Genomic DNA, 20170 nt, shown 5'->3' on the forward strand with positions numbered 1-20170 from the left:
CGGCGGAAGGTGCTCCTGGGAATTGCACGACGCCGCACCGCCAGTTAACTTCATCACTCGCCGCGGCGTCTTGCAGGGTTTCGGCGGGACCGGGCTTCATACTGGGTGTTGATGCGGCCACTTTCCGCAGCCCCGGCCAGGCAGGAGGAAGTGCATGGAAACCCTGAAAAAGATCGCAAGCAACCAGTATTTCCCAGCGGGTGCCGTCCTCACGGCAGTCGTCCTTTTCTGGGCCGTGGGACTGCTGGGCGGACTGTCCCTCCTGCACAACAACCAGCCGCCGCTGGCCACCTTGACCTGGATGCTGTTCGTCTACATGGCCGCGGTGCTCACCCCGATCGCCGGCCTGCTGGCCGCCCTCGACCTGATCCGCCGCTGGCGCCGCAACCGGGCCGCAGCTGCCGTCAGTGTTGAAACCGCCGGTCTTGCTCCCGAAGCGGAACCGGCCACCCCTAATGCCGCAGCGCCGGCGCCTGAGTCCGCCGGCCCGGCACCCCGGGTGCCCGCGGAAGCTGCGGAAACCGGGCAGCCCGCTGAGCCTGCTGCGCCCGCTGGGCCTGCCGCACCTGCCCAGTCTGCAGCGCCCGCCCAGCCTGCCGCAGCCGAAACTCAGCCGGCACGGAAGAAGAGCAGCAAGCACCCGGGACGCAAACAAGCTGCCTAGTCCGCCTTGCCGGGTCCGGTCAGGTCCCCGCCCTACCGGGCCCTAAGCGCGAGCAGCGCTTCTTCCGCGTGACGCAGCGCGTACTCCAGTCTTTCGCCGGGCTCGGGCAGGGAAAACAGATACCCCTGGAGCGAGTCGCACTCCAGCGCCGTGAGGTAGTCCGCCTGGGCGGCCGTTTCGACGCCTTCGGCGGTGACCGTCAGGCCCAGGCTGTGGGCCATGTTGATCATCGAGCTGAGGATGGGCAGCCGCTCGTGGCCGGTCCGCACCATGGAAACGAAGGTCTTATCGATCTTCACGGTATCCACGGGCAGGTCCTGCAGCCTGCCAAGCGAGGAGTAGCCGGTACCGAAGTCGTCAAGGGCCACCCGGGCGCCGGCTTCCCGAAGGGTGCTGAGCTGTTTGATCAGGCTGCAGTCAGCGTCGAAAAATACGCTTTCGGTGACCTCCAGCACCAGCTGGTAGGCACCCACACCGCTGGCCTCCGCGAGGCTTAATACGGACTCGGCGAAATCCGGTTCCTGGAGCTGGACGCCTGAAACGTTGACGGAAAGGGACCGCGACGGGTCCTCGCTCAGCCATTCCGCCAGTTCCACCATCCCCATCGCCATCACTTCCGCCCCGATCTCGTTGATGAGCCCGGTCCGTTCAGCCAGCGGGATGAATATCGACGGCGGCACCCGCTCGCCGCCGCGGTCCCACCGTGCCAATGCCTCGAACTTGACCACCTGGCCCATACGGTGGGAGACGATGGGCTGGAAGTCCACCGAGATCTCGCCGCGGGGCACCGCCAGCTGCAGAGCACTTTCCATGTCCGTCCGTTTTACCAGGGCTGTCATCATGTCCGGATGAAACCGCAGGTAGCGGTTCTTGCCGGCAGCTTTCGCCGCGTACATGGCGATGTCGGCCTGGCGCAGGAGTTCGGACGGGCCCACGCCGTCCCGGGCCAGCGATGCAAGCCCCATGCTCAGGCTGGGCCGCAGCACCGCGCCATCGATGGTCACGGGGACGTGCAGGCAGCGGACGATGCAGGCTGCGATCGCCTCAGCGTCGGGACAGGCAGTGAGCAGCACCACGAATTCGTCGCCGCCCAGCCTGGCCACGACATCGGCGGAGGGCGTGCAGCCGCGCAACCGGCGGGCCACCTCGATCAGCATGTCGTCGCCGGCCTGGTGGCCGAGGATGTCGTTGACCTCTTTGAAGTCGTCCAGGTCCAGAAGCAGTACGTCCACCGACTTCAGCCGCGGCTCCTGCAGGGCAACAGCCACCGCCTCATTGAACACGGCCCGGTTGGCCAGGCCGGTCAGCGGATCCTGGAAGGCCATGGTCCGCAGTTTCTCCGCCTGGGCGGCGAGGTCCAGCATGGCCTGGTGCGCCTGCTCCTGGGCCTTCCGGCGGGGCGTCACGTCCCGGAAGCTCCACACCCGGCCAACGATGTTGTCTCCCACCCGCTGCGGCCGGGAGTAGCGCTCGAACGTACGCCCGTCCTTGAAGTCCAGCACGTCGTGGCTCTCGGCGGCGGGGTCGTCTTCAAGCTCGGTGAGCCGGGCCATGTAGCCGACGGGATCCACTACCTGGCCGACGATGAGCCGCTTGATGGGTGTTTCACTGTCGCCCTCGAGGAGCTCCGGCGGGATGTTCCACATTTTGAGGAACTGGTCGTTGAAGCCGGCGACGCGTCCGTCAGCGCTCATCACCAGGATGCCGTCCGCCGTGGACTCCAACGTGGCGGTCAGCAGTGACATGGCCTCCCGCAAGTCGGCGTCTGCGGCCTGGCGGTGTGAAGTATCCCGGACAGACAGCAGCAGCCGGGTGCCGGCCGGGACGCCGTCGGGGTGCCCTTGCTCTCCATGTGATCCTTGCGGGTCTGCATCCTGCACATTGTCCTCGGGGAGGAGGGCGAGGGCTACCTCCGCGGCGAACTCGGTGCCATCCCTGTGATTCCCGTAAATCTCCCGGGGCGATGGATATCCGGCGGGTCCGCTGATCAGCTCCCGGAACAGGTGATCCAGGCTGTCACGGAAGCCGGCGGCCAGGAGCGCTCGATAGTTGCGGCCCGTCAGTTCTTCCCGGGGAAACCCGAAAAGCCTTGCTGCAGCGGCGTTGGCGAGGGTGATGGTGCCGTCAGTGGTTACGGCCAAAAGGGCGTCAGGGTTGGCATCCAGAATCGCGCCGAATGTTCGTATCGCCAAATTATTGCTGTCGGCCGAATCAGCCATAACAACACCCCCTCGGACATCATAAACGCGAACCCGCCATTTAATCTGTGCGGGAGGAATCGGTTTCCTTGTTAATTACCCGGCAACAGGCGGCTGAAGGGCACCCGGCACAAAAAGCGCCGCCCTCCCGGCGGGAGGACGACGCTCTGTGTTGTTCGAATTCTGTGGTGCTGCTACGCCCCGCGGTGGCTGCGGCTGGTGATCGCGCCATAGACCAGCAGCACGATGACCGAGCCGAGAATGGCCAGCAGCCAGGTGCGGAGGTCGAAGAATTCCGCAAGTCCGCCGCCAAAGATCAAGGATCCGATCCACCCGCCCAGGAGGGCTCCGACAACGCCGAGGACCAGGGTCAGCACCCAGCCTACGCCTTGGCGGCCCGGCAGGATTGCCTTCGCGATGGCGCCGGCGATCAGGCCCAAAATGAGAAATCCGAGAATGCCCATGTTGTCACTCCTTAATCAGTAAGTTGTGCCGGGCCCCCATTTCCGGTGTCCTAATTCAATCAGCGTGCTTACTTCTCTGCAAGGCTTTATTTGTCACAGGATGACTGTCACTTTGCAGGCGGGAATGCGGAACTTTTGCCGGACGAAGCCGTGCAAAACCCTGTGATTCCGGGTATCGCAACAGCCCTTCGATAGGATGGGGTGTCCCCGCAGCAGACCAAGGAGCCCCGGCATGTCCAGCCAGCAAAGCATCCGGCCACGTGCCATCTTCCTCGACATCGACGGCACTTACGCCGACCACGGGCTGGCGCCGGTTGCGCACATTGAGGCTGTCCGGACGGCACGGCGGCTCGGGCACCTGGTCTTCGTCTGCACCGGGCGGCCGCTGGCCATGGTTCCCGGCCACATCCTGGAAGCGGGCTTCGACGGCGTCATCACGGGCGCCGGAGCCCGGGTGGAGCTCAATGGCGAAATCCTGAAGGACACGCGCTTTGAGCCGGACCTGGCCGCCCTCATCGTTGAAACGCTGGATGCCCATGGCGCCGCCTACATCCTGGAAGCACCCGAGGCGCTGCACGGCCGCACGGGCGTGGACCAGCGGCTGAGGGAGGTGCTCGGTCCCGTCTTCGCCGGCCGCCCCCGGCATGATGGAGTCCTCAGCACCGACGTGGATCCCCTCGAAGACATCCTGGGACCAATGCAGTACAGCGACGATCTGCGTTCCACGTCCTTTGCGAAAATCTCCTGCTTTGACTCGCCGGTGCCGCTGACAGCGCTCATGGACACCTTCGGCCCGCAGGTGGGCCTTATTCCAAGTTCCCTCTCAGCGCTCGGTGACCGTGCCGGCGAGATCTACATGGCAGGGACCCACAAAGCGGTGGGCATCCAGGCGGTGGAAGCCCGGCTCGGGCTGGACCGCGCCGATATCGTGGCCATCGGCGACAGCGCCAACGATATTGAAATGCTGGAGTATGCAGGGATAGGCATCGCCATTGAGGGCGGGCACCCCGCCGTGCTGGCGGTTGCCGACAGGATCACTCCGGGGCCTGCCGGCAACGGCGTGGCACTCGCTTTTGCCGAGTTGGGCCTCCTGAACTGACCGGCGGGGTCAGCGGTAGGTCGCTGATGCCGGCCGCATGCCGCTAACGGGCGACGTGCCGCTGACGGGTTGCGTTCCGCCGTGCCGGGTCCCCAGGCCGCGCACCGTCCAGCCCTCACCCTGCCAGGCAGCGGCGTCCAGGGCGTTGCGTGCGTCCAGCACCACCGGGCGCCGGACCAGCGCGGCGGCCACGGCGGGGGAGAAGTCACGGTATTCGTCCCACTCGGTCAGGAGCAGCACCAGTTCGGCACCCTCAAGTGCGCGCAGGATGGAGGCCTCGAAGCGCAACCTGGGATAGCGCCGCCAGGCATGGTTGACGGCTTTGGGGTCCGTCACAGTGACGTGGGCTCCGGCCGCTGCCAGCCGGTCTGCCACATCCAGTGCGGGGGAGTCACGGATGTCGTCTGTTTCCGGCTTAAAGGATGCGCCGAGGACAGTGATTGAACGGCCGGCAAGGCTGCCGCCGCACAACTCTTCGGCCAAAGCAACTGTCCGTGAGCGCTGCCCAAGGTTCACCGAATCCACCAGTTGCATCCAGTCCTCCACAGCGGTGACGCCATGGCCTGCTGCCTGGGCCCGGAAACTGCGGATGTCCTTGGGGAGGCAGCCGCCGCCGAAGCCCAGCCCGGCGTGCAGGTACCGGCTGCCGATTCTGGGGTCCAAACCCATCGCCTCGCTAAGCTCCGAGATGTCCGCACCGGAGGCGTCGCACAATTCCGCCACGGCATTGATGAAGCTGATTTTGGTGGCCAGGTACGCATTCGCCGCGGACTTAATAAGCTCCGCCGTGGCGAAGTTGCAGACAAGCCGCGGGATCCCTGCACGGAGCAGCGGCTCGTACACGGCGTCCAGCGCGGCCGTGACGCCCAGGGGCCCTCCCGACGACGGGTTGAAGGCGGCGGCGCGTCCGCCGTCCACGCCATAGACCAGCCGGTCGGGCACCAGCGAGTCCTTCACGGCGGTGCCCTGCCGGAGGAACTCCGGGTTCCACCCCAGCAGCACGTCCGGGCGGGCGGCCAGCACGCCGCGGAGCATGTCCACGGTGCCTACGGGCACGGTGGATTTGCCGACGACGACGGCGCCCGCCGCCAGGTGCGGCAGCAGCGCCTCCGCGGCGGAGACCAGGAAGGTGAGGTCGGCGGCGTCGGACGTCTTGTCCTGCGGGGTGCCCACGCACAGGAAATGAACCTGCGCGCCCTTGGCATCGGCCGGGTCCGTCGAGAACCGAAGCCGCCCCTTGGCCTGCCCGTCCTGGAGGAGTTCATCCAGCCCGGGTTCATGGAAGGGGGCCGCGCCCTGCCCAAGCTGCTCCACCTTCACAGGATCGACATCGATGCCCAGCACGTTATGGCCCATGGAAGCCAGGGTGGCGGCGTGGACTGCGCCCAAATAGCCGCAGCCGATAACAGAGATTTTCACTGCGCTGCCCCTGCCCGTGAGTCCCTGGCCGGTGTGGCCTGCCCACCAGTGATGACGTCCGCGTAATGGCCCACAAGCTCGCCGCAGAGTGCCGGCCAGGTCCTGTCCTGCACCGAGGCGTGCGCCGCGGCGGCGAACGCGCGGCGTTTGGCGTCGTCGCCCATCAGGTCCAGCACATGGGTGCGCAGTCCTGCCAGGTCGCCGGGTTCATAGAGCCAGCCCGTCCGGGAATTCTCCACCAGGTCCAGGGGGCCGCCGCGGCCGGTGGCCACGACCGGAACGCCCGATGCCATGGCCTCCTGGATGGTTTGGCAGAACGTTTCGAACTCACCCGGATGGACGAACAGATCGAAGGACGCCATGGCGCGCGCCAGTTCTTCGCCACCCAGGAATCCGGTGAAGACGGCGTCCGGCAGGGCGTCCTCCAGGGCTGCGCGCTGGGGGCCGTCGCCGACGATCACCAGCCGGGCGTTGGGCACTCCGGCCAGGGCGGCCAGGTCCTCAACCTGCTTCTCCACGGCCAGCCTGCCCACGTAGCCGATGATCCGCTTTCCGCCGGGCGCCACCGAAGCCCGCCACCCGTCGTCGCGCTTTTCCGGCGAAAACCGGGCAGTGTCCACCCCGCGGCGCCACATCTGCACCCGGGGGATGCCACGGCCGCGCAACTGGTTCAGCGCGAACGTTGAGGGCGCCAGGGTACGGGAGGCGAGCAGGTGGATGTTTTCCACCCGGTTCCAGGCCCAGTTCTCCAGGAACGGAACACCGTACCGTGCCGCGTAGCTGGGGACCTCGGTCTGGTAAATGGCCACGGTGGGGATGCCAAGCTGGTGTGCCGCCTGGGCCGCCCGCCACCCGAGCACAAACGGTGACGCCAGGTGGACCACATCCGGTGCGTATTCGGCAAGGATTCGCTTGACCCGGTACACACCGCCCATCGCCACCCGGACATTCGTGTATCCCGCCAGCGGGACGGCGGGAAGCCGGTGGATATCCGCGCCCTTGACCCGGTCCGGCGCCTCACCATCCTGCGTGGACGGCGCAATGACCAGGACGTCGTCGCCCCGGTCCTGCAGATGGTCCAGCACCCGCAGGATGGAGTGGGTGACGCCGTTCATCAGTGGCAGGAATGACTCAGCAACAATTGCGATCCTCACTCCTCCACGGTGGGCCCCGGGACTGACACGGCGGGGCAGAAAGCGTTACCCGGAGGGAAAAGTTGGGTGAACAGGAGGCGCCTTGCGCAAATGTCCGGGCGTGGCCACCGCCGCTTCTCCACGGCGTTTCCACGGACGGGGGAACACGGATCGGTTACGAAAGTTCCAGTGGGCCCGGATTCTATTGACGGCGATGTTGGGCAGTCCTATGATTCAAACCACAAGGGCGTTCTGAAACGATTCATTCCGAGTTGGTAAACCCCGAAGGCGCGGTTCACTTTATGCAGCAGACTTCGAATTCCCACACGGCTCCCGGCTCAACGGACGGGCCGCGCCCGGCGATACTTTCGCTGACGCATGCAGCCAAGACATTCGGTCCGGTGGTTGCCCTGGCGGACGGCACTATTGAAGTCCAGTCGGGGGAGATCCACGCCTTGGTCGGAGAAAACGGAGCCGGCAAATCCACGCTGGTGAAGATCCTGGCAGGTCTTCACCATCCGGACTCCGGGGATTTCCGGCTCAACGGCGAACCGGTCCATTTCCGGAATGTGGCCGAGAGCAAGGCTGCCGGCATCTCGGTCATCTACCAGGAACCCACGCTGTTCCCGGACCTGACCGTGGCGGAGAACATCTTTATTGGCCGGCAACCGAAAGGATGGTCGCGGCTCATCAGCCGTACCGAGATGCGGCGGCAGGCCGCCGAACTGTTCACGCGGCTGGGGGTGCCCATCGATCCCTCCCGGGTGGCGGAAGGGCTCTCCATTGCGGACCAGCAAATCATCGAGATCGCAAAAGCCATCTCCCTCGATGCCAAGGTCCTGGTCATGGACGAGCCGACGGCCGCCTTGAGCGGGGTGGAAGTGGACAGGCTTTTCGCCGTGGCCCGCGCCCTCCGGGACAAGGGGACCGGGATCCTGTTCATCTCGCACCGCTTCGACGAGGTGTTTGACCTCTGTGACCGGATCACCGTCATGCGGGACGGGCGCTACATCGCCACCCACCGCACCGCTGACGTCACGGTGGACCGGATCGTCCGCGAAATGGTGGGCCGTGACATCGCCGCCCTGTTCCCCAAGACAGAGGCGGAGATCGGCCACACTGTCCTCAAAGTGGAAGGCCTCAGCAGCGCCGGGGTTTTCCGTGACATCAGCTTCGAGGTCCGGGCCGGGGAAATTGTTGCCCTGGCCGGACTGGTGGGAGCGGGCCGCACCGAAGTTGCCCGCGCCGTTTTCGGCATCGACTCCTACGATTCCGGACGGATCGAAGTGGAGGGCAAGCGGCTGAAGGCCCGGGACCCCCAGGCCGCCATCGCAGCCGGCCTTGGGTTCGTCCCCGAGGACCGCCGCAAGCAGGGCCTGGTCATGAACCTGTCCGTCGCACGCAACATCACCCTGACCCTTCGGGAGAAATTCCTGACGGCGGGGCTGATCAATGGTGCCAAGGAGCGGCGCGCTGCCGAGGAGTGGAGCAAGCGCCTGCAGGTCAAAGCCGGCTCACAGGAACACTCGGTCTCCACCCTCTCCGGCGGCAACCAGCAAAAGGTGGTACTCGCTAAATGGCTCGCAACAGAGCCCCGGCTGCTGATCATTGACGAACCCACCCGCGGCATCGATGTGGGGACGAAGAGCGAGGTCCACCGCCTCATCTCCGACCTGGCCGGGCGCGGGATCGCCATCCTGATGATCTCCTCCGAGCTCCCCGAAGTCCTGGGCATGGCGGACCGGGTCCTGGTCATGCGCGAGGGGCGGATAACGGCCCAGCTGGACAGGGAAGCCGCAACTCCGGAGTCCGTTATGCATGCAGCAACATCGTCCACGGGAGTGACGGAATGAGCTCCACCATCGAACATCGGGAATCAAGCACGACGGCCGGACGCGCCGGCGGCGGCCTCCGCACGCTTGGCTCCGTGCTGCGGCTGCGCGAACTTCCCGTCCTGGTTGCGCTGGCCCTGCTGGTGCTCATCACCTACATCAACAACCCGTTGTTCCTGTCCCCGCAGGGCATCAAAGACCTCCTGCTGAACGCGACCATCATCGTGATCCTGGCGGCCGGCCAGAGCCTGCTCATCATCACGCGGAACATCGATCTCTCGGTCGGGTCCATGCTGGGGCTCGTCGCTTTCGGAACCGGGTCCATCTTCGCGGCGATGCCGGACCTGCCCATCATCGCCGTCGTTCTCCTCGGGATTGCGTTCGGCGCGTTGCTGGGTGGGGTCAACGGGCTTCTGGTCACGGTGGCCAAGGTTCCCGCGCTGGTCATCACCCTCGGCACGCTGTACGTGTTCCGGGGCCTCAACAATGCCTGGGCCGGCGGAAAGCAGTACTTCGCCGGAGACCGGCCGGAGGCGTTCGGGGCGCTGTCCGTGGACACCGTCCTGGGCTTCCCCATCATTACGCTGCTGGCCATCGCCGTCGTGGTGGCGGTAGGGGTCTACATGGCCGGCACCCGCCCAGGCCGGGACCTGTACGCCATCGGCTCGGACCCGGAAGCCGCCAAGGTCTTCGGCATCAAGGTCTCCCAACGGGTGTTCCTGGCATTCCTGGCCAACGGTGCCCTGGCCGGCCTGGCCGGCGTCCTCTATGCGAGCCGCTTCAACTCGGTGGGCGCCACTACCGGAAGCGGCATGGAACTGGACGTCGTCGCGGCGGCGGTGGTAGGCGGCGTCGCCATCTTCGGCGGCAGCGGAACTGTTGCCGGGGCCGCCCTGGGGGCACTGCTCCTGACCACCATCACCAGCTCGCTCACGGCCTTGCGGGTGGACAAGTTCTGGCAGCAGGCCATCGTGGGCATCCTCATCCTGACAGCCATCATCATCGACCGCCTGGCCAGCCTGCGGACTGCGAAGAAACTGCGAACAAGCGAGGCACGCAATGTCTGAGACCACTACTCCCAGGAGCAAACCGGCGCCACCGGCCCCGGTTGCGGACAGCACCAAGCCACTTGCGGACGAACCTAAAGGCAGGACAGGGGCGGCCCGGATCCTGGCCAGCCGCGACGCCATCACCATCTATGCCCTCCTGGCGTTCCTCATCTACGCGGCAGTGGCCATCCCACGGTTCGCTTCCCCTGTCACCACAGGCTTCCTGCTCCTGGACGTCATACCGGTCCTGCTCATCGCCATGCCCATGACGCTGATCATCATCACGGGAGAAATCGACCTTTCGGTGGCCAGTACCGCCGGCCTGACGAGCGCCCTTATGGGTGTCCTGTGGGCAGGCGGCATGGATATCTGGCTTGTGCTCGTTATCTGCCTGCTGGCGGGTACGGCGGCGGGAATGTTCAACGGTTTCCTGATCGCCGTCCTTGGCCTGCCCTCACTGGCCGTCACCATCGGCACCCTGGCATTGTTCCGCGGCCTCGCCCTCGTGGTCATTGGGGACAACGCGGTAGCCAACTTCCCAAGGGCACTCACTGCCTTCTTCACCTCAAAACTTGGTGCCACCGGCATCCCGACGGTGATGATCGGCGTCGTGCTGATCATGCTGTTTTTCGGCGTCCTGCTGCATTTCACCCCGTTCGGGCGCGGCCTTTACGCGATGGGCTACAGCAAGGAAGCCGCCACGTTCGTGGGTATTAACGTGGCCCGCAGCAAGTTCTGGCTTTACGTGGGCTCCGGCGTGGTTTCGGCCCTGGCCGGGATTTACTGGACGCTGCGGTACACCAGTGCCCGCAGTGACAACGCGTCCGGCCTGGAACTCGCCGTAATCGCCGCCGTCCTCCTGGGTGGGGTATCCATCTTCGGCGGCAAGGGCACCATTCCGGGCGTCATCGCCGGCGTCCTGCTGATCGGCACCCTCAACTACGCCCTGCGCCTTGGCCGCGTGTCCGACGTCGTCCTGATCACCGTGACCGGACTGCTGCTCATCGCCTCTGTGGTGGCTCCCAGCATTGGTTCGGCCATAAGGGAGTGGCGGCACACCCGCCGGGTGCGCCGCCAATTCTCACAAAACAGCGCCTGAACAGCATCACCCGCCACATCGCGTCCAAGGATCCGACCGCATCAAGGAAAAGGAAAACAATGATGTTCAACCGCAAAAACACCGGACTGGGCAGGCGCACCGTGCCGCTGGTCGCCCTCACGGCTGCCGCAGCGCTGGCCCTGACTGCCTGCAATGGTGGCGCCGGGACGCCCGGCGAAACCGGTGCCGTCGAAGAGCAGACGATCACGTTCATCCCCAAGCAGCTGAACAACCCGTACACGGACGTAGTCCTCAGCGGCGGCAAGAAGGGATCCGAGGAAGCGGGTTTCGCGTCATCCCAGGTGGTCGGCCCGCTCGAAGCGTCAGCGTCCAGCCAGGTGTCCTTCATTAACGCGGAGACCCAGGCGGGGACGGATGTCATCGTCATCGCCGCCAATGATCCCGACGCCGTCTGCACGGCCCTCGGCGAGGCACGCTCCGCAGGTGCCAAGATTGTCGCCTTCGACTCGGACGCAAACCCTGACTGCCGCGATGTCTTCATCAGCCAGGTTGTGGCGAAAGAAGTGGCGCTCATCCAGACCAAACTGATCGCAGAGCAGATTGGCGGATCCGGGGAAATCGCCATCTTGTCCGCCACGGCCAACGCCACCAACCAGAACGAATGGATCAAGTTCATGGAGGAGGACCTCGCCTCCAACCCGGACTACAAGGACATCAAGCTGGTGGCCAAGGTCTACGGTGATGACGACGACACCAAGTCCTTCCAGGAAGCCCAGGGCCTGCTGCAGGCCCACCCGAACCTGAAGGGCATCATCTCGCCGACGACCGTCGGCATCGCCGCCACCGCCCGCTACCTCTCCACGTCGGCCTATAAAGGCAAAGTGGCGCTGACGGGGCTGGGGCTGCCCAATGAAATGCGGCCGTTCGTCAAGGACGGAACTGTTACTGAATTCGCGCTGTGGGATCCGGCCCAGCTGGGCTACGTGGCGGCGTTCGCAGGTAAAGCCCTCGTGGAAGGAAAGATCACCGGAGCCGAGGGCGACACCTTCACTGCCGGGGAATTGGGAGACCGTACAGTCGAAGAAGGCGGAGTGGTCATCGTAGGGCCGCCGACCGTTTTCAACAAGGACAACATCGACCAGTACGACTTCTAGCTCCCCTCACGGGTCCTGTCCGGGCGGGCCGCGTGGGCCCGCCTGGAAAGGACACCTGCTCCACGTTTTTTGGAGTATCTGAATCCCGCATTTTCCGCTGAAGTTTCCAGCCGGAGGGTTGTGTTCACAGTGGCAGATCCGAACCGCTCAGCAGAACTGCTGGAGCCCCACAGGCGCCGGCCCACCCGGATCGGGATGGTATCAGGAGGCCTGGGAGCCTACTGGCCGCAGTTCCCCGATCTCTTGCCGCAGCTGCAGGAATCAGCGCGCTACGTCACTGGCCGCCTCCGGGAACTCGACGCCGAAGTGATCGACGCCGGATTCATCTCCGACCCACCGGAGGCAGCCGCCGCGGGGGAGAAGCTGCGGGTTGCCGACTGCGACCTGATTGTCATTTTCCTGGCAACCTACCTGACCTCATCCATGGTCCTTCCCATCGCACAGCGCTCGCACACTCCGGTGCTGGTTGTTGATCTCCAGCCCACCGAGGCAATGGACCACGCCAGTTTCGACACCGGCAAATGGCTCGCCTACTGCGGACAGTGCCCCGTGCCCGAGGTCGCCAACGTCTTCCGCCGGGCAGGCATCGACTTCCGCTCCGTCTCGGGACACCTGAAACAGGAGTCGGCCTGGGCGCGGATCAACCAGTGGGTCCATGCCGCCGGTGTCCGCGCCCGGCTTCGGAACGCCCGCCACGGCCTGATGGGCCACCTGTACCCGGGCATGCTGGACGTCTCCACGGACCTGACCAGTGTCTCCACAACCTTCGGTTCCCATGTGGAAGTCCTCGAATTCGATGACCTGCGCGAACGCGTCAATACGGTCTCCGATGCGGAAGTCGCAGACCGCCTGGCGTTGGCCAAAGACCTTTTCAAACTCGATGATTCGGTCAACGAGGAGGACTTTGCCTGGGGTGCCAAAGTCTCCGTAGGGCTGGACAGGCTGGTGGAAGACTTCGACCTGGACTCCGTGGCCTACTACCACCGGGGACTGGCCGGAGAACAGCATGAACGGCTGGCAGCCGGCATGATCCTGGGCTCCTCCATCCTCACAGCCCGTGGTATCCCCATGGCCGGTGAGTACGAACTGCGGACTTCCATCGCAATGCTGGCAGCCCAGGCCCTCGGAGCCGGCGGTTCGTTCACTGAAATCCAGGCGCTCAATTTCTTCGACGGGGTAGTGGAAATGGGCCACGATGGCCCGGCGCACCTTGCGGTATCCGCCAGGGAACCTCTCCTGCGGGGGCTGGGCACGTATCACGGCAAGCGCGGCTGGGGAGTTTCGGTCGAGTTCGATGTGCGGCAAGGCCCTGTTACCACCTTTGGCCTTGGACAGGAACGGGACGGCAGGTACATCTTTGTCACCTCCGAAGGCGAAGTGGTCCCCGGTCCGCTGCTGGAGATCGGAAACACCACCTCCCGGCTGGATTTCGGCGGTGACCCGGGACTGTGGGTTGACCGTTGGAGCCAAACCGGCGTGGGCCATCACTGGGCACTCTGCCTCGGGCACCGGGCGGCCGACCTCGGTGCAGCTGCCGCCCTACTTGGAGTGGAGCACAGGCATATTTCCCTGCAGCAGGAAAAACTTTAAGCTGGCCTGCTCCTGCCGAAGGTGCGCCTTACCGCAGCTTCGCCGGCCTGAAGTTCCAGAAAAAATTACTAAGTATGCTTTGCATTTGATGCTAAGCATGCTTACGGTAGAGGGGTACTTAGCGCAAAGCCTCAAGCAGCCGGGGCGGAGGCCGCACCTCGGGAACACCCGGTGGCGGAGCATCCATTGCCAGCTATGCCCAGCGCAACGACACATCCAAGGAGACGTCATGCTCAACAGGGAAAACATTGAAGACCTGCTCAACAAGGGTGGCAACGTCATCGGATCAGATGGCGAGAAGATCGGCTCGATCGGCCAGCTCTACGCGGATGATGACACCGGTGAGCCCACGTGGGTCACCGTCAAGACGGGGCTTTTCGGCACGTCCCAGTCCTTTGTTCCCGTTGAAGGTGCGCACAGCCAGGGCGATGACCTGGTGGTTCCCTACACCAAGGAGCACGTCAAGGACGCCCCGCGTGTAGACGTGGACGGCCACCTTACCCCTGAGGAAGAGGACCGCCTGTACACCTACTACGAGCGCAGTGCCCGTACCTACTCCGACACCCGGAACGATGTGGACGCCCAGGGCGACGCGGACCTTAACGCCGGCACCCCCACCGCCGGTATTGACCGCGACCGCACTACTGACCGCGATACCGTGGGCCACGACACATCCGGACCCACCACGGACGACGCCATGACGCGGTCCGAGGAGCGGCTGCACGTAGGCACCGAGCGCGAGGCTGCCAGCCGTGCCCGGCTGCGGAAATATGTCACCACGGAGAACGTCACCAAGACCGTACCCGTGCAGCGCGAGGAAGTCCGGCTGGAGCGCGAGCCCATCACGGAATCCAACCGCGGCGCTGCCATGTCCGGCCCGGACATCAGCGAAGAAGAGCATGAGGTGATCCTTCACGAGGAACGCCCCGTGGTAGAGAAGGAAGCCGTTCCGGTGGAGCGGGTCCGCCTCGACAAGGACGTCGTCCAGGACGACGTCACGGTCAATGAGGAAGTCCGCAAGGAGAAAATCGAGGCAGACGGCGTGGACCGCGACCGCCGCCGCGACGACGACCGCGGGATCTAATCCAGCAAAACATGCTGTCCTGATGCGCCGATGACACGGAGGCGCAGAGAGGGCGGGGGCGACATATCGCCAGAGCAACCGACGCCGGGAGCCTACTTGGGGGCTCCCGGCGCCGCTGTGCTTGCAGATTCTGTTGTAAATGCTGGTGCAGCCGCGCCGAAGCGGAGACTGCACCAGCCAGTAGGACGAATATCTTCAGAACTTATTGTTCATCTTTCATTCGCGGCTCCTGTTTCCCGGCTTACGGATTCCGGGTCCCTCGCTGGCCCAGCTGTCGCAGGGTGGCCAGCCGCACTTCCTATGCACCATTGCAGGTGTCTGCGCTTTCAGTAAGTCCTATTTTACGGCGGAGCCCTGGAAAAAGCGCCGCGATAGGTTGTGCTAAGTACAGTTTCACGCCGGTCCGGAGCCTGTCGCTTCCGGGCAGAACGGGGCGGCCGTGTCACGATGGAACACGATGAAACTGCGCGCTGATCAGACCGGAGACCGTGGCCTTCCGATGCCCTTGTGGCTGCAGGGCGCCATCGAAACAGCCCAGGCAGCGTTCATTTCCGCCCTGGTGGTGATGATTCCGATCGTTGCCGTCTGGGCGACCGCCGGTTTCCAGAACAGCCAATTCGACGTCCTTGCACGGCTGGGTGGCCAGTCCTGGCTGCTGGTCCACGGCGTGCCGCTGGGACTCACCGCGGCCGGCTCCGACGCGGCGGCCCACGCGGAGGCGGGCCTCCTGACACTGGTTCCCCTGGGCCTGACCCTGATTCCGTTCCTCCTGGCGTGGCGCGCCGGGCGCCGCCTGGCGCGCGCCTCCTATACTGACCAGCTCTGGCAGGCCCTGCTGGGATCGTGGCTGGTCTACTCAGCCTTCGGCGCGGCCACGGGCTTCATCTGCCGGACGTCCGATGTCACCGTCAACCTTGGGCACGCGATGTTGGTCCCCCTGATTCCCTACGCCCTGGGGATGGTGATCGGCGCCCGCCGCGAGGCCGGGTCCTGGAGCAGGCTCATCGGCGTCGACGCAGTGGACTGGATCTCGCGCACCAGCCAGCACTCGCGCTGGGCAGGCTCATACCTGGCCTCGGCCGGGAAAGCAGGCTTTGTCGCCGTCATGTCTGCTGTGGCGATGGCCTCGGTGCTGCTGGGCGTGGATCTGTTCATCCACTGGAACCTGGTGGTCGCCGTCTATGAAGCGCTCGACGCCGGCGCCGTCGGAGGTGCGGCCCTCACCATTGCCCAACTTGGCTACCTGCCAAACCTCGTGGTCTTTGCCCTCGCCTGGACGTCGGGTTCAGGCTTCGCCATGGGGGTAGGTTCCCAGGTGGGTCCACTGGGCACCGCCGTCGGGCCGCTGCCCTCCATTCCGGTATTGGCTGCTATTCCCGGCGGGCCGCTGGATTATGCCTTCATCGCGCTGATCGTCCCCGTGCTGGCCGGCGTCCTGGCCGGCTGGTGGTTCCTGCGCGAGGGCGAGAACCACTTCGATGAGTGGCTTTCCATCAAAATCCGTGTGCGCTGGTTCACGGCAACTGTGTCCACACTGGTGCTCGGGGCGCTGACCGGCCTGGCCGCAGGACTGCTGACCGTTTCCCTCGCCTGGCTGGCCCGCGGCTCAGCCGGCATCGGACGACTGACCGAGATTGGCCCCGACCCCCTCTGGACAGGAGTCTGCGTGGCAGTCGAGGTGGGTGCCGGCGTCGTCATTGGTTACGCAGCCGGACCCTGGCTGGAACGTGAGCGGGCTGCGAAGGACCAGGACGCGGAACTGGTCCACTAGGCCGTTATAAGCGTCCGGCGCCTGCAGGTTGTCCTACGGGATCTGCGTGGGCAGTGAACCCTCAAGCTGCACCCGGCACGCGGTCTGGGCCTGGTCTGTCAGCGCCCGGCCCAGGCACGCCTGGTAGTCGCGCACCTCGTTGAAGAACACCGCGGTAACCAGAATCAGCAGCACCAGGATTGCTGATACCACCAGGCCCGAGATGGTCCCGATGAGGACGAGCTTGGATTCCTTCAACCGTGCCGCCCGGACCAGCAGGACTACTCCCAGGGCCAGGCTGGCGGCGGTGAGGATTGCCGTCAGCCAGAGGTAGCTGACGTCCAGCTGGTAGACGAAGAACGCGCCAAGCACGGAGACGACGAACATCCGGAACAGCGTGTGGGTCCTGGCCAGCGAGGCCTTTGCTGCGTCGCTGAGCGGGGGTTTGGTCCGCTGCTGCTGCGCCGGTTCGGGGGTGCTGTTCATGTTTTCCAGCCTACGCGAGCCTGCCCATAAGCTGGACCAATGCGCATCGTAGTCCTCGTTTCCGGTACCGGGTCCAATCTCCAGGCAGTTATTGACGCGGTCAAGGCGGGGGAGCTCGACGTCGAGATCGCTGCCGTGGGCGCTGACCGCCCGGGGACCTACGGTGTGGAACGCTCCGCCGCCGCCGGGATCCCCACGTTCGTCGTGGATTTCAAGGCGTACCAGGACCGGGGGGAGTGGAACGCAGCGCTGACTGAAGCTGTGGCTTCGTTCTCGCCTGACGTCGTGGTGTCGTCCGGATTCATGCGCATCGTGAGCCCGGAATTCATCGCCGCTTTCAAAGGCAAGTACCTCAATACGCACCCGGCTTTGCTCCCGGCCTTCCCTGGCGCCCATGGGGTCCGGGACGCAATGGCCTATGGGGTGAAAGTTACCGGCTGCACGGTGCACTGGGCGGACGCCGGGGTGGATACCGGGCCGATCATCGCCCAGGAGGCTGTGGCCATCGAGGAGGGCGACACCGAGGAAACCCTTCACGAGCGGATCAAGGAGGTGGAACGCCGGCTGCTGGTGTCCACCCTCGCGTCCCTCGCCGCAGCCTCCTCCTGACACAGCGTCCCGCTCTCCCTCCCCGCCCAACTAAGTAGCAGCAGGTGTCGTTTTGACCGCTGAAAACGACGCCTGCTGCTACTTAGTTGGGCAGGAAACTCCAGGGTGTGGATAACCTCCACAACCAGCCGCAGTTTTTGCCACCATGGGGAAATGAAGACCGCGCAGCCCCTGCCCGAACGGCTGAACCCCATCGCGTTCACTTTTCAGGAGGCTGCCGACGCCGGTGTGTCCCGTCGGCAGTTAAGGCACCATGCGCTCCACGTGCCCAGCAGGGGGATCAGGCGGTCAGGCCAGGGGACCGCCGAGCTTCTGCCACAGGTCCGGCCGCTTACGCTCATCACAGAGTTTTCTGCAGCCTCGCACGCCACAGCCTTTTCTCTTTGGTCATTTCCCGGATATCACCGGGAAGCATATGAAGACGTCGTTCACGTTTCCAGGCCTGACACGGTTGCAATTCCGCGGCGCAGGGGAGTGCGCGGACACCGTGGCCAGTTCTTTGCAGACGAAATCGTGAACCTCCATGGCGCGGTGGTCACTTCCCGCACCCGAACCTGGCTTGATTGCGCCCGTAAAATGAGCGTCGCAGAAGTCACCGTCGTCGCCGACCACCTGCTGCGGGTTCCGCGGCCGGACTTCGAAGCCAGATGCGAGCCTTATGCCACCCGTGCTGATTTGGAGGACATGCTGGACAGGCATAAGGGGACCCCTGGTATTCAGAAGGCCCGCCTCGCCTTGGAACTGGCAAGAATCGGCTCAGATTCCGCCCCTGAGACCAGGCTAAGGCTTGCGCTGGAGGACGCAGGTCTCCCGGAGCCTGAACTGAACGTTCCCACTGAGCTGAGTGTCGGCGTCGTACGCCAACCTGACCTGAGGTATCTGGAACGGAAGGTTGCCGTGGAGTACGAGGGTGAAGGCCATTCTGAAGCCGAACAGATCATCCGCGACATCGCCCGCGAAGAGGACTTCGTCCGGGCCGATTGGATGCTGGTCAGGATTTCCAAACGGCACATGCAGGACGGGTCGCGGGCCGCCGTCGCAAAAGTCAGGCGGGCGTTACTCAGCCGCGGCTGGTCTCCAAGTAGGTAGCAGCAGGTGTCGTTTTCAGCATTCAAAACGACACCTGCTGCTACCTAGTTGGGAAGGAGACAGGAGGGGAGGGGAGGGTGGGAGCTACTGGGTTTACTCGAGGCGGCGCTGCTTGGTTTCCGGGGAGAAGAACGCCATCCACAGCACGGCCAGCAGGACCAGCCCGCCGGCCAGGGCGAAGGAGGTGGCCAGGCCGAGTTCGGGCCAGAAGTAGTTCGCGAAGATCAGCGGGCCAAATCCGGCACCCAGCCTCGAGAAAGTGGACGCCCAGCCAAAGCCGGTACCGCGCAGCTCGGTGGGGTAGAGCTCGGACACATAGGCGTACAGCACCGGGATGGCCACCTGCACCACGAACCCGAACACCAGCAGCCAGAACACCGCTGCAGTGGGGATGTCCACCACAAAAGCGACGATCACCAGGGTCAGCGCGGACAGGGGACCGGTCACGGCCAGGATCCACTTCCGGCCCACGCGTTCCACCAGGAGGGCAGCCACGACCACGCCGAGCAGGCCGACGGCGGCCATGGACGCCGTGGTCACGAATGCCTTGTACTCGGCGAACCCGGCACCGATCAGGATCCGTGGCATCCACGTCAGCGAGAGGTAGTAGACCAACAGGATGCTGAAGAACAGGGCCCAGGCCGTGGCCGTGATCTTCCAGTTGAACTGCCAGACGGAACGCAGCTGGGTCCAGGCGCTGCCGGCGGAGAGCCGCGGCACGTCCTTCGCGTCCGGCAGGCTGTAGGCCCGCGCTTCCGCACCGGTGGCTGACACCAGGCCGTCAATGACCTTGGCCGCTTCCTCGCGCCTGCCCTTGCGGATCAGGAACAGCGGCGACTCGGGCACGCTCCGCCGGACCCAGAACACCAGCAGTGCGGGCAGGACCATCACCAGCATGGTCAACCGCCAGTCGCCGAACACGCCCACGAGGCCGGCGGAGACGAAGCCTGCCAGTGCTGCGCCAACGGGCCACCAGCCGTCCATCGCGGTGAGCACCTTGCCGCGCTGCTTCCGGGGCGTGAACTCACCCACCAGGGCATAATCCACCGGGATGCACCCGCCCAGGCCGAAGCCCGCCATGAACCGGAACACGCAGAACCAGATGAAATCGGGGGAGAAGGCCCCGAGTACGGTGAAGAGCGAGAAGATCAGGAGCGTAGCCGTGAAAGCCTTCTTGCGCCCGATGGTGTCCGCGATGGTACCCCAGATGAAGGCACCAAAGGCCATGCCGATGAGGTTGGACGTGCCCACCCATGCGACCTCGCCCGGAGTCAGTGCCCAGTGGGTGGAGAGCAGCGGAATGAGGATGCCGTTCAGCGTTACGTCCCAGGCATCGAACATGAAGCCAAGACCGCCGATCAAAAAAATCCTGCCCTGGACTTTCCATCGCCATGGCAGTTCCTGGACCACCTGTTCGCCGCTCGGCACAGTGGTGTAAGTATTCATCGCAGCCTCCTGGGAAAACTCTAGCCGCCGTGCCCACCGGTGTT

Annotated in this window: 17 protein-coding genes; 11 read left to right on the forward strand and 6 right to left on the reverse strand. The window is 64.9% G+C overall.

Features of this window, described 5'->3' with window-relative positions:
* Positions 1–154 precede the first annotated feature (154 nt).
* Positions 155–664 carry a hypothetical protein gene (locus NXY83_RS06010; protein WP_258805172.1) on the forward strand — a complete coding sequence of 170 codons (510 nt, stop codon included), beginning with the start codon at positions 155–157 and terminating at the stop codon, positions 662–664.
* A gap of 32 nt (positions 665–696) precedes the next feature.
* Here NXY83_RS06010 and NXY83_RS06015 read toward each other — a convergent pair whose 3' ends face one another.
* Positions 697–2883 carry a sensor domain-containing protein gene (locus NXY83_RS06015; protein WP_258805173.1) on the reverse strand — a complete coding sequence of 729 codons (2187 nt, stop codon included), beginning with the start codon at positions 2881–2883 and terminating at the stop codon, positions 697–699.
* A 173-nt stretch (positions 2884–3056) separates the two neighbouring features.
* Positions 3057–3326: a GlsB/YeaQ/YmgE family stress response membrane protein gene (locus NXY83_RS06020; protein WP_258805174.1), complete on the reverse strand. Its 270-nt coding sequence runs from the start codon at positions 3324–3326 to the stop codon at positions 3057–3059.
* A gap of 232 nt (positions 3327–3558) precedes the next feature.
* On the opposite strand from NXY83_RS06020, the gene NXY83_RS06025 reads away from it, so the two are divergent.
* The gene (locus NXY83_RS06025) at positions 3559–4425 is read left to right on the forward strand and encodes an HAD family hydrolase (protein WP_258805175.1); all 867 of its coding nucleotides are present in this window, start codon (positions 3559–3561) and stop codon (positions 4423–4425) included.
* 9 nt (positions 4426–4434) lie between these two features.
* On the opposite strand, the gene NXY83_RS06030 is transcribed toward NXY83_RS06025, so the two are convergent.
* Together NXY83_RS06030 and NXY83_RS06035 are read right to left on the reverse strand one after the other, a co-directional pair.
* A complete protein-coding gene (locus tag NXY83_RS06030) occupies positions 4435–5844 on the reverse strand; it encodes a UDP-glucose dehydrogenase family protein (protein WP_258805176.1) in 1410 nt (469 codons plus the stop codon).
* Positions 5841–6998, reverse strand: a complete 1158-nt coding sequence (locus NXY83_RS06035; protein ID WP_258805177.1) for a glycosyltransferase family 4 protein — start codon at positions 6996–6998, stop codon at positions 5841–5843. The genes NXY83_RS06030 and NXY83_RS06035 overlap by 4 nt, the downstream gene beginning before the upstream one ends.
* A 281-nt stretch (positions 6999–7279) precedes the next feature.
* Here NXY83_RS06035 and NXY83_RS06040 point away from each other — a divergent pair, with 281 nt between their 5' ends.
* The 7 genes from NXY83_RS06040 to NXY83_RS06070 all read left to right on the forward strand — a co-directional run bounded on the left by NXY83_RS06040 (position 7280) and on the right by NXY83_RS06070 (position 16517).
* Entirely contained in the window at positions 7280–8830 is a 1551-nt protein-coding gene (locus tag NXY83_RS06040) for a sugar ABC transporter ATP-binding protein (protein WP_258805178.1), read from the forward strand.
* Complete coding sequence (locus tag NXY83_RS06045; protein WP_258805179.1) at positions 8827–9876, forward strand: ABC transporter permease; 1050 nt, start codon at positions 8827–8829, stop codon at positions 9874–9876. Before NXY83_RS06040 ends, NXY83_RS06045 begins: the two co-directional genes overlap by 4 nt.
* Positions 9869–10957 carry an ABC transporter permease gene (locus NXY83_RS06050; protein WP_258805180.1) on the forward strand — a complete coding sequence of 363 codons (1089 nt, stop codon included), beginning with the start codon at positions 9869–9871 and terminating at the stop codon, positions 10955–10957. Before NXY83_RS06045 ends, NXY83_RS06050 begins: the two co-directional genes overlap by 8 nt.
* A 59-nt stretch (positions 10958–11016) precedes the next feature.
* Positions 11017–12072: a rhamnose ABC transporter substrate-binding protein gene (rhaS, locus tag NXY83_RS06055; RefSeq protein ID WP_258805181.1), complete on the forward strand. Its 1056-nt coding sequence runs from the start codon at positions 11017–11019 to the stop codon at positions 12070–12072.
* A gap of 129 nt (positions 12073–12201) precedes the next feature.
* On the forward strand, positions 12202–13662 hold the full coding sequence (locus NXY83_RS06060) for an L-fucose/L-arabinose isomerase family protein (RefSeq protein ID WP_258805182.1): 1461 nt from the start codon (positions 12202–12204) through the stop codon (positions 13660–13662).
* Between the two features lie 229 nt (positions 13663–13891).
* The gene (locus tag NXY83_RS06065; RefSeq protein WP_258805183.1) at positions 13892–14746 is read left to right on the forward strand and encodes a PRC and DUF2382 domain-containing protein; all 855 of its coding nucleotides are present in this window, start codon (positions 13892–13894) and stop codon (positions 14744–14746) included.
* Between the two features lie 457 nt (positions 14747–15203).
* Positions 15204–16517 (forward strand): DUF6350 family protein, encoded by a 1314-nt coding sequence (locus NXY83_RS06070; RefSeq protein WP_258805184.1) that lies wholly within the window; start codon positions 15204–15206, stop codon positions 16515–16517.
* Positions 16518–16550: 33 nt separating this feature from the next.
* Here the strand turns inward: NXY83_RS06070 and NXY83_RS06075 are convergent, their stop codons facing one another.
* A complete protein-coding gene (locus NXY83_RS06075) occupies positions 16551–16982 on the reverse strand; it encodes a hypothetical protein (RefSeq protein WP_258805185.1) in 432 nt (143 codons plus the stop codon).
* A gap of 39 nt (positions 16983–17021) precedes the next feature.
* On the opposite strand from NXY83_RS06075, the gene purN reads away from it, so the two are divergent.
* Positions 17022–17591, forward strand: coding sequence for a phosphoribosylglycinamide formyltransferase (gene purN / locus NXY83_RS06080; RefSeq protein WP_258805186.1), 570 nt, complete (start codon positions 17022–17024; stop codon positions 17589–17591).
* Between the two features lie 576 nt (positions 17592–18167).
* The gene (locus tag NXY83_RS06085) at positions 18168–18680 is read left to right on the forward strand and encodes a hypothetical protein (RefSeq protein WP_258805187.1); all 513 of its coding nucleotides are present in this window, start codon (positions 18168–18170) and stop codon (positions 18678–18680) included.
* A gap of 93 nt (positions 18681–18773) precedes the next feature.
* Here NXY83_RS06085 and NXY83_RS06090 read toward each other — a convergent pair whose 3' ends face one another.
* Positions 18774–20126, reverse strand: a complete 1353-nt coding sequence (locus NXY83_RS06090; protein WP_258805188.1) for an MFS transporter — start codon at positions 20124–20126, stop codon at positions 18774–18776.
* Positions 20127–20170: the final 44 nt, after the last annotated feature.

It is taken from the genome of Pseudarthrobacter sp. NS4 (assembly GCF_024758005.1).
Lineage (GTDB): Bacteria > Actinomycetota > Actinomycetes > Actinomycetales > Micrococcaceae > Arthrobacter.

Coding starts and splice junctions, on each gene's coding strand:
- NXY83_RS06065 (WP_258805183.1), top strand. CDS start 13,892: ATGCTCAACAGGGAAAACATTGAAGACCTGCTCAACAAGGGTGGCAAC.
- rhaS (WP_258805181.1), top strand. CDS start 11,017: ATGATGTTCAACCGCAAAAACACCGGACTGGGCAGGCGCACCGTGCCG.
- NXY83_RS06085 (WP_258805187.1), top strand. CDS start 18,168: ATGAGCGTCGCAGAAGTCACCGTCGTCGCCGACCACCTGCTGCGGGTT.
- NXY83_RS06040 (WP_258805178.1), top strand. CDS start 7,280: ATGCAGCAGACTTCGAATTCCCACACGGCTCCCGGCTCAACGGACGGG.
- NXY83_RS06090 (WP_258805188.1), bottom strand. CDS start 20,126: ATGAATACTTACACCACTGTGCCGAGCGGCGAACAGGTGGTCCAGGAA.
- NXY83_RS06075 (WP_258805185.1), bottom strand. CDS start 16,982: ATGAACAGCACCCCCGAACCGGCGCAGCAGCAGCGGACCAAACCCCCG.
- NXY83_RS06070 (WP_258805184.1), top strand. CDS start 15,204: ATGAAACTGCGCGCTGATCAGACCGGAGACCGTGGCCTTCCGATGCCC.
- NXY83_RS06050 (WP_258805180.1), top strand. CDS start 9,869: ATGTCTGAGACCACTACTCCCAGGAGCAAACCGGCGCCACCGGCCCCG.
- NXY83_RS06045 (WP_258805179.1), top strand. CDS start 8,827: ATGAGCTCCACCATCGAACATCGGGAATCAAGCACGACGGCCGGACGC.
- NXY83_RS06010 (WP_258805172.1), top strand. CDS start 155: ATGGAAACCCTGAAAAAGATCGCAAGCAACCAGTATTTCCCAGCGGGT.
- purN (WP_258805186.1), top strand. CDS start 17,022: ATGCGCATCGTAGTCCTCGTTTCCGGTACCGGGTCCAATCTCCAGGCA.
- NXY83_RS06015 (WP_258805173.1), bottom strand. CDS start 2,883: ATGGCTGATTCGGCCGACAGCAATAATTTGGCGATACGAACATTCGGC.
- NXY83_RS06020 (WP_258805174.1), bottom strand. CDS start 3,326: ATGGGCATTCTCGGATTTCTCATTTTGGGCCTGATCGCCGGCGCCATC.
- NXY83_RS06025 (WP_258805175.1), top strand. CDS start 3,559: ATGTCCAGCCAGCAAAGCATCCGGCCACGTGCCATCTTCCTCGACATC.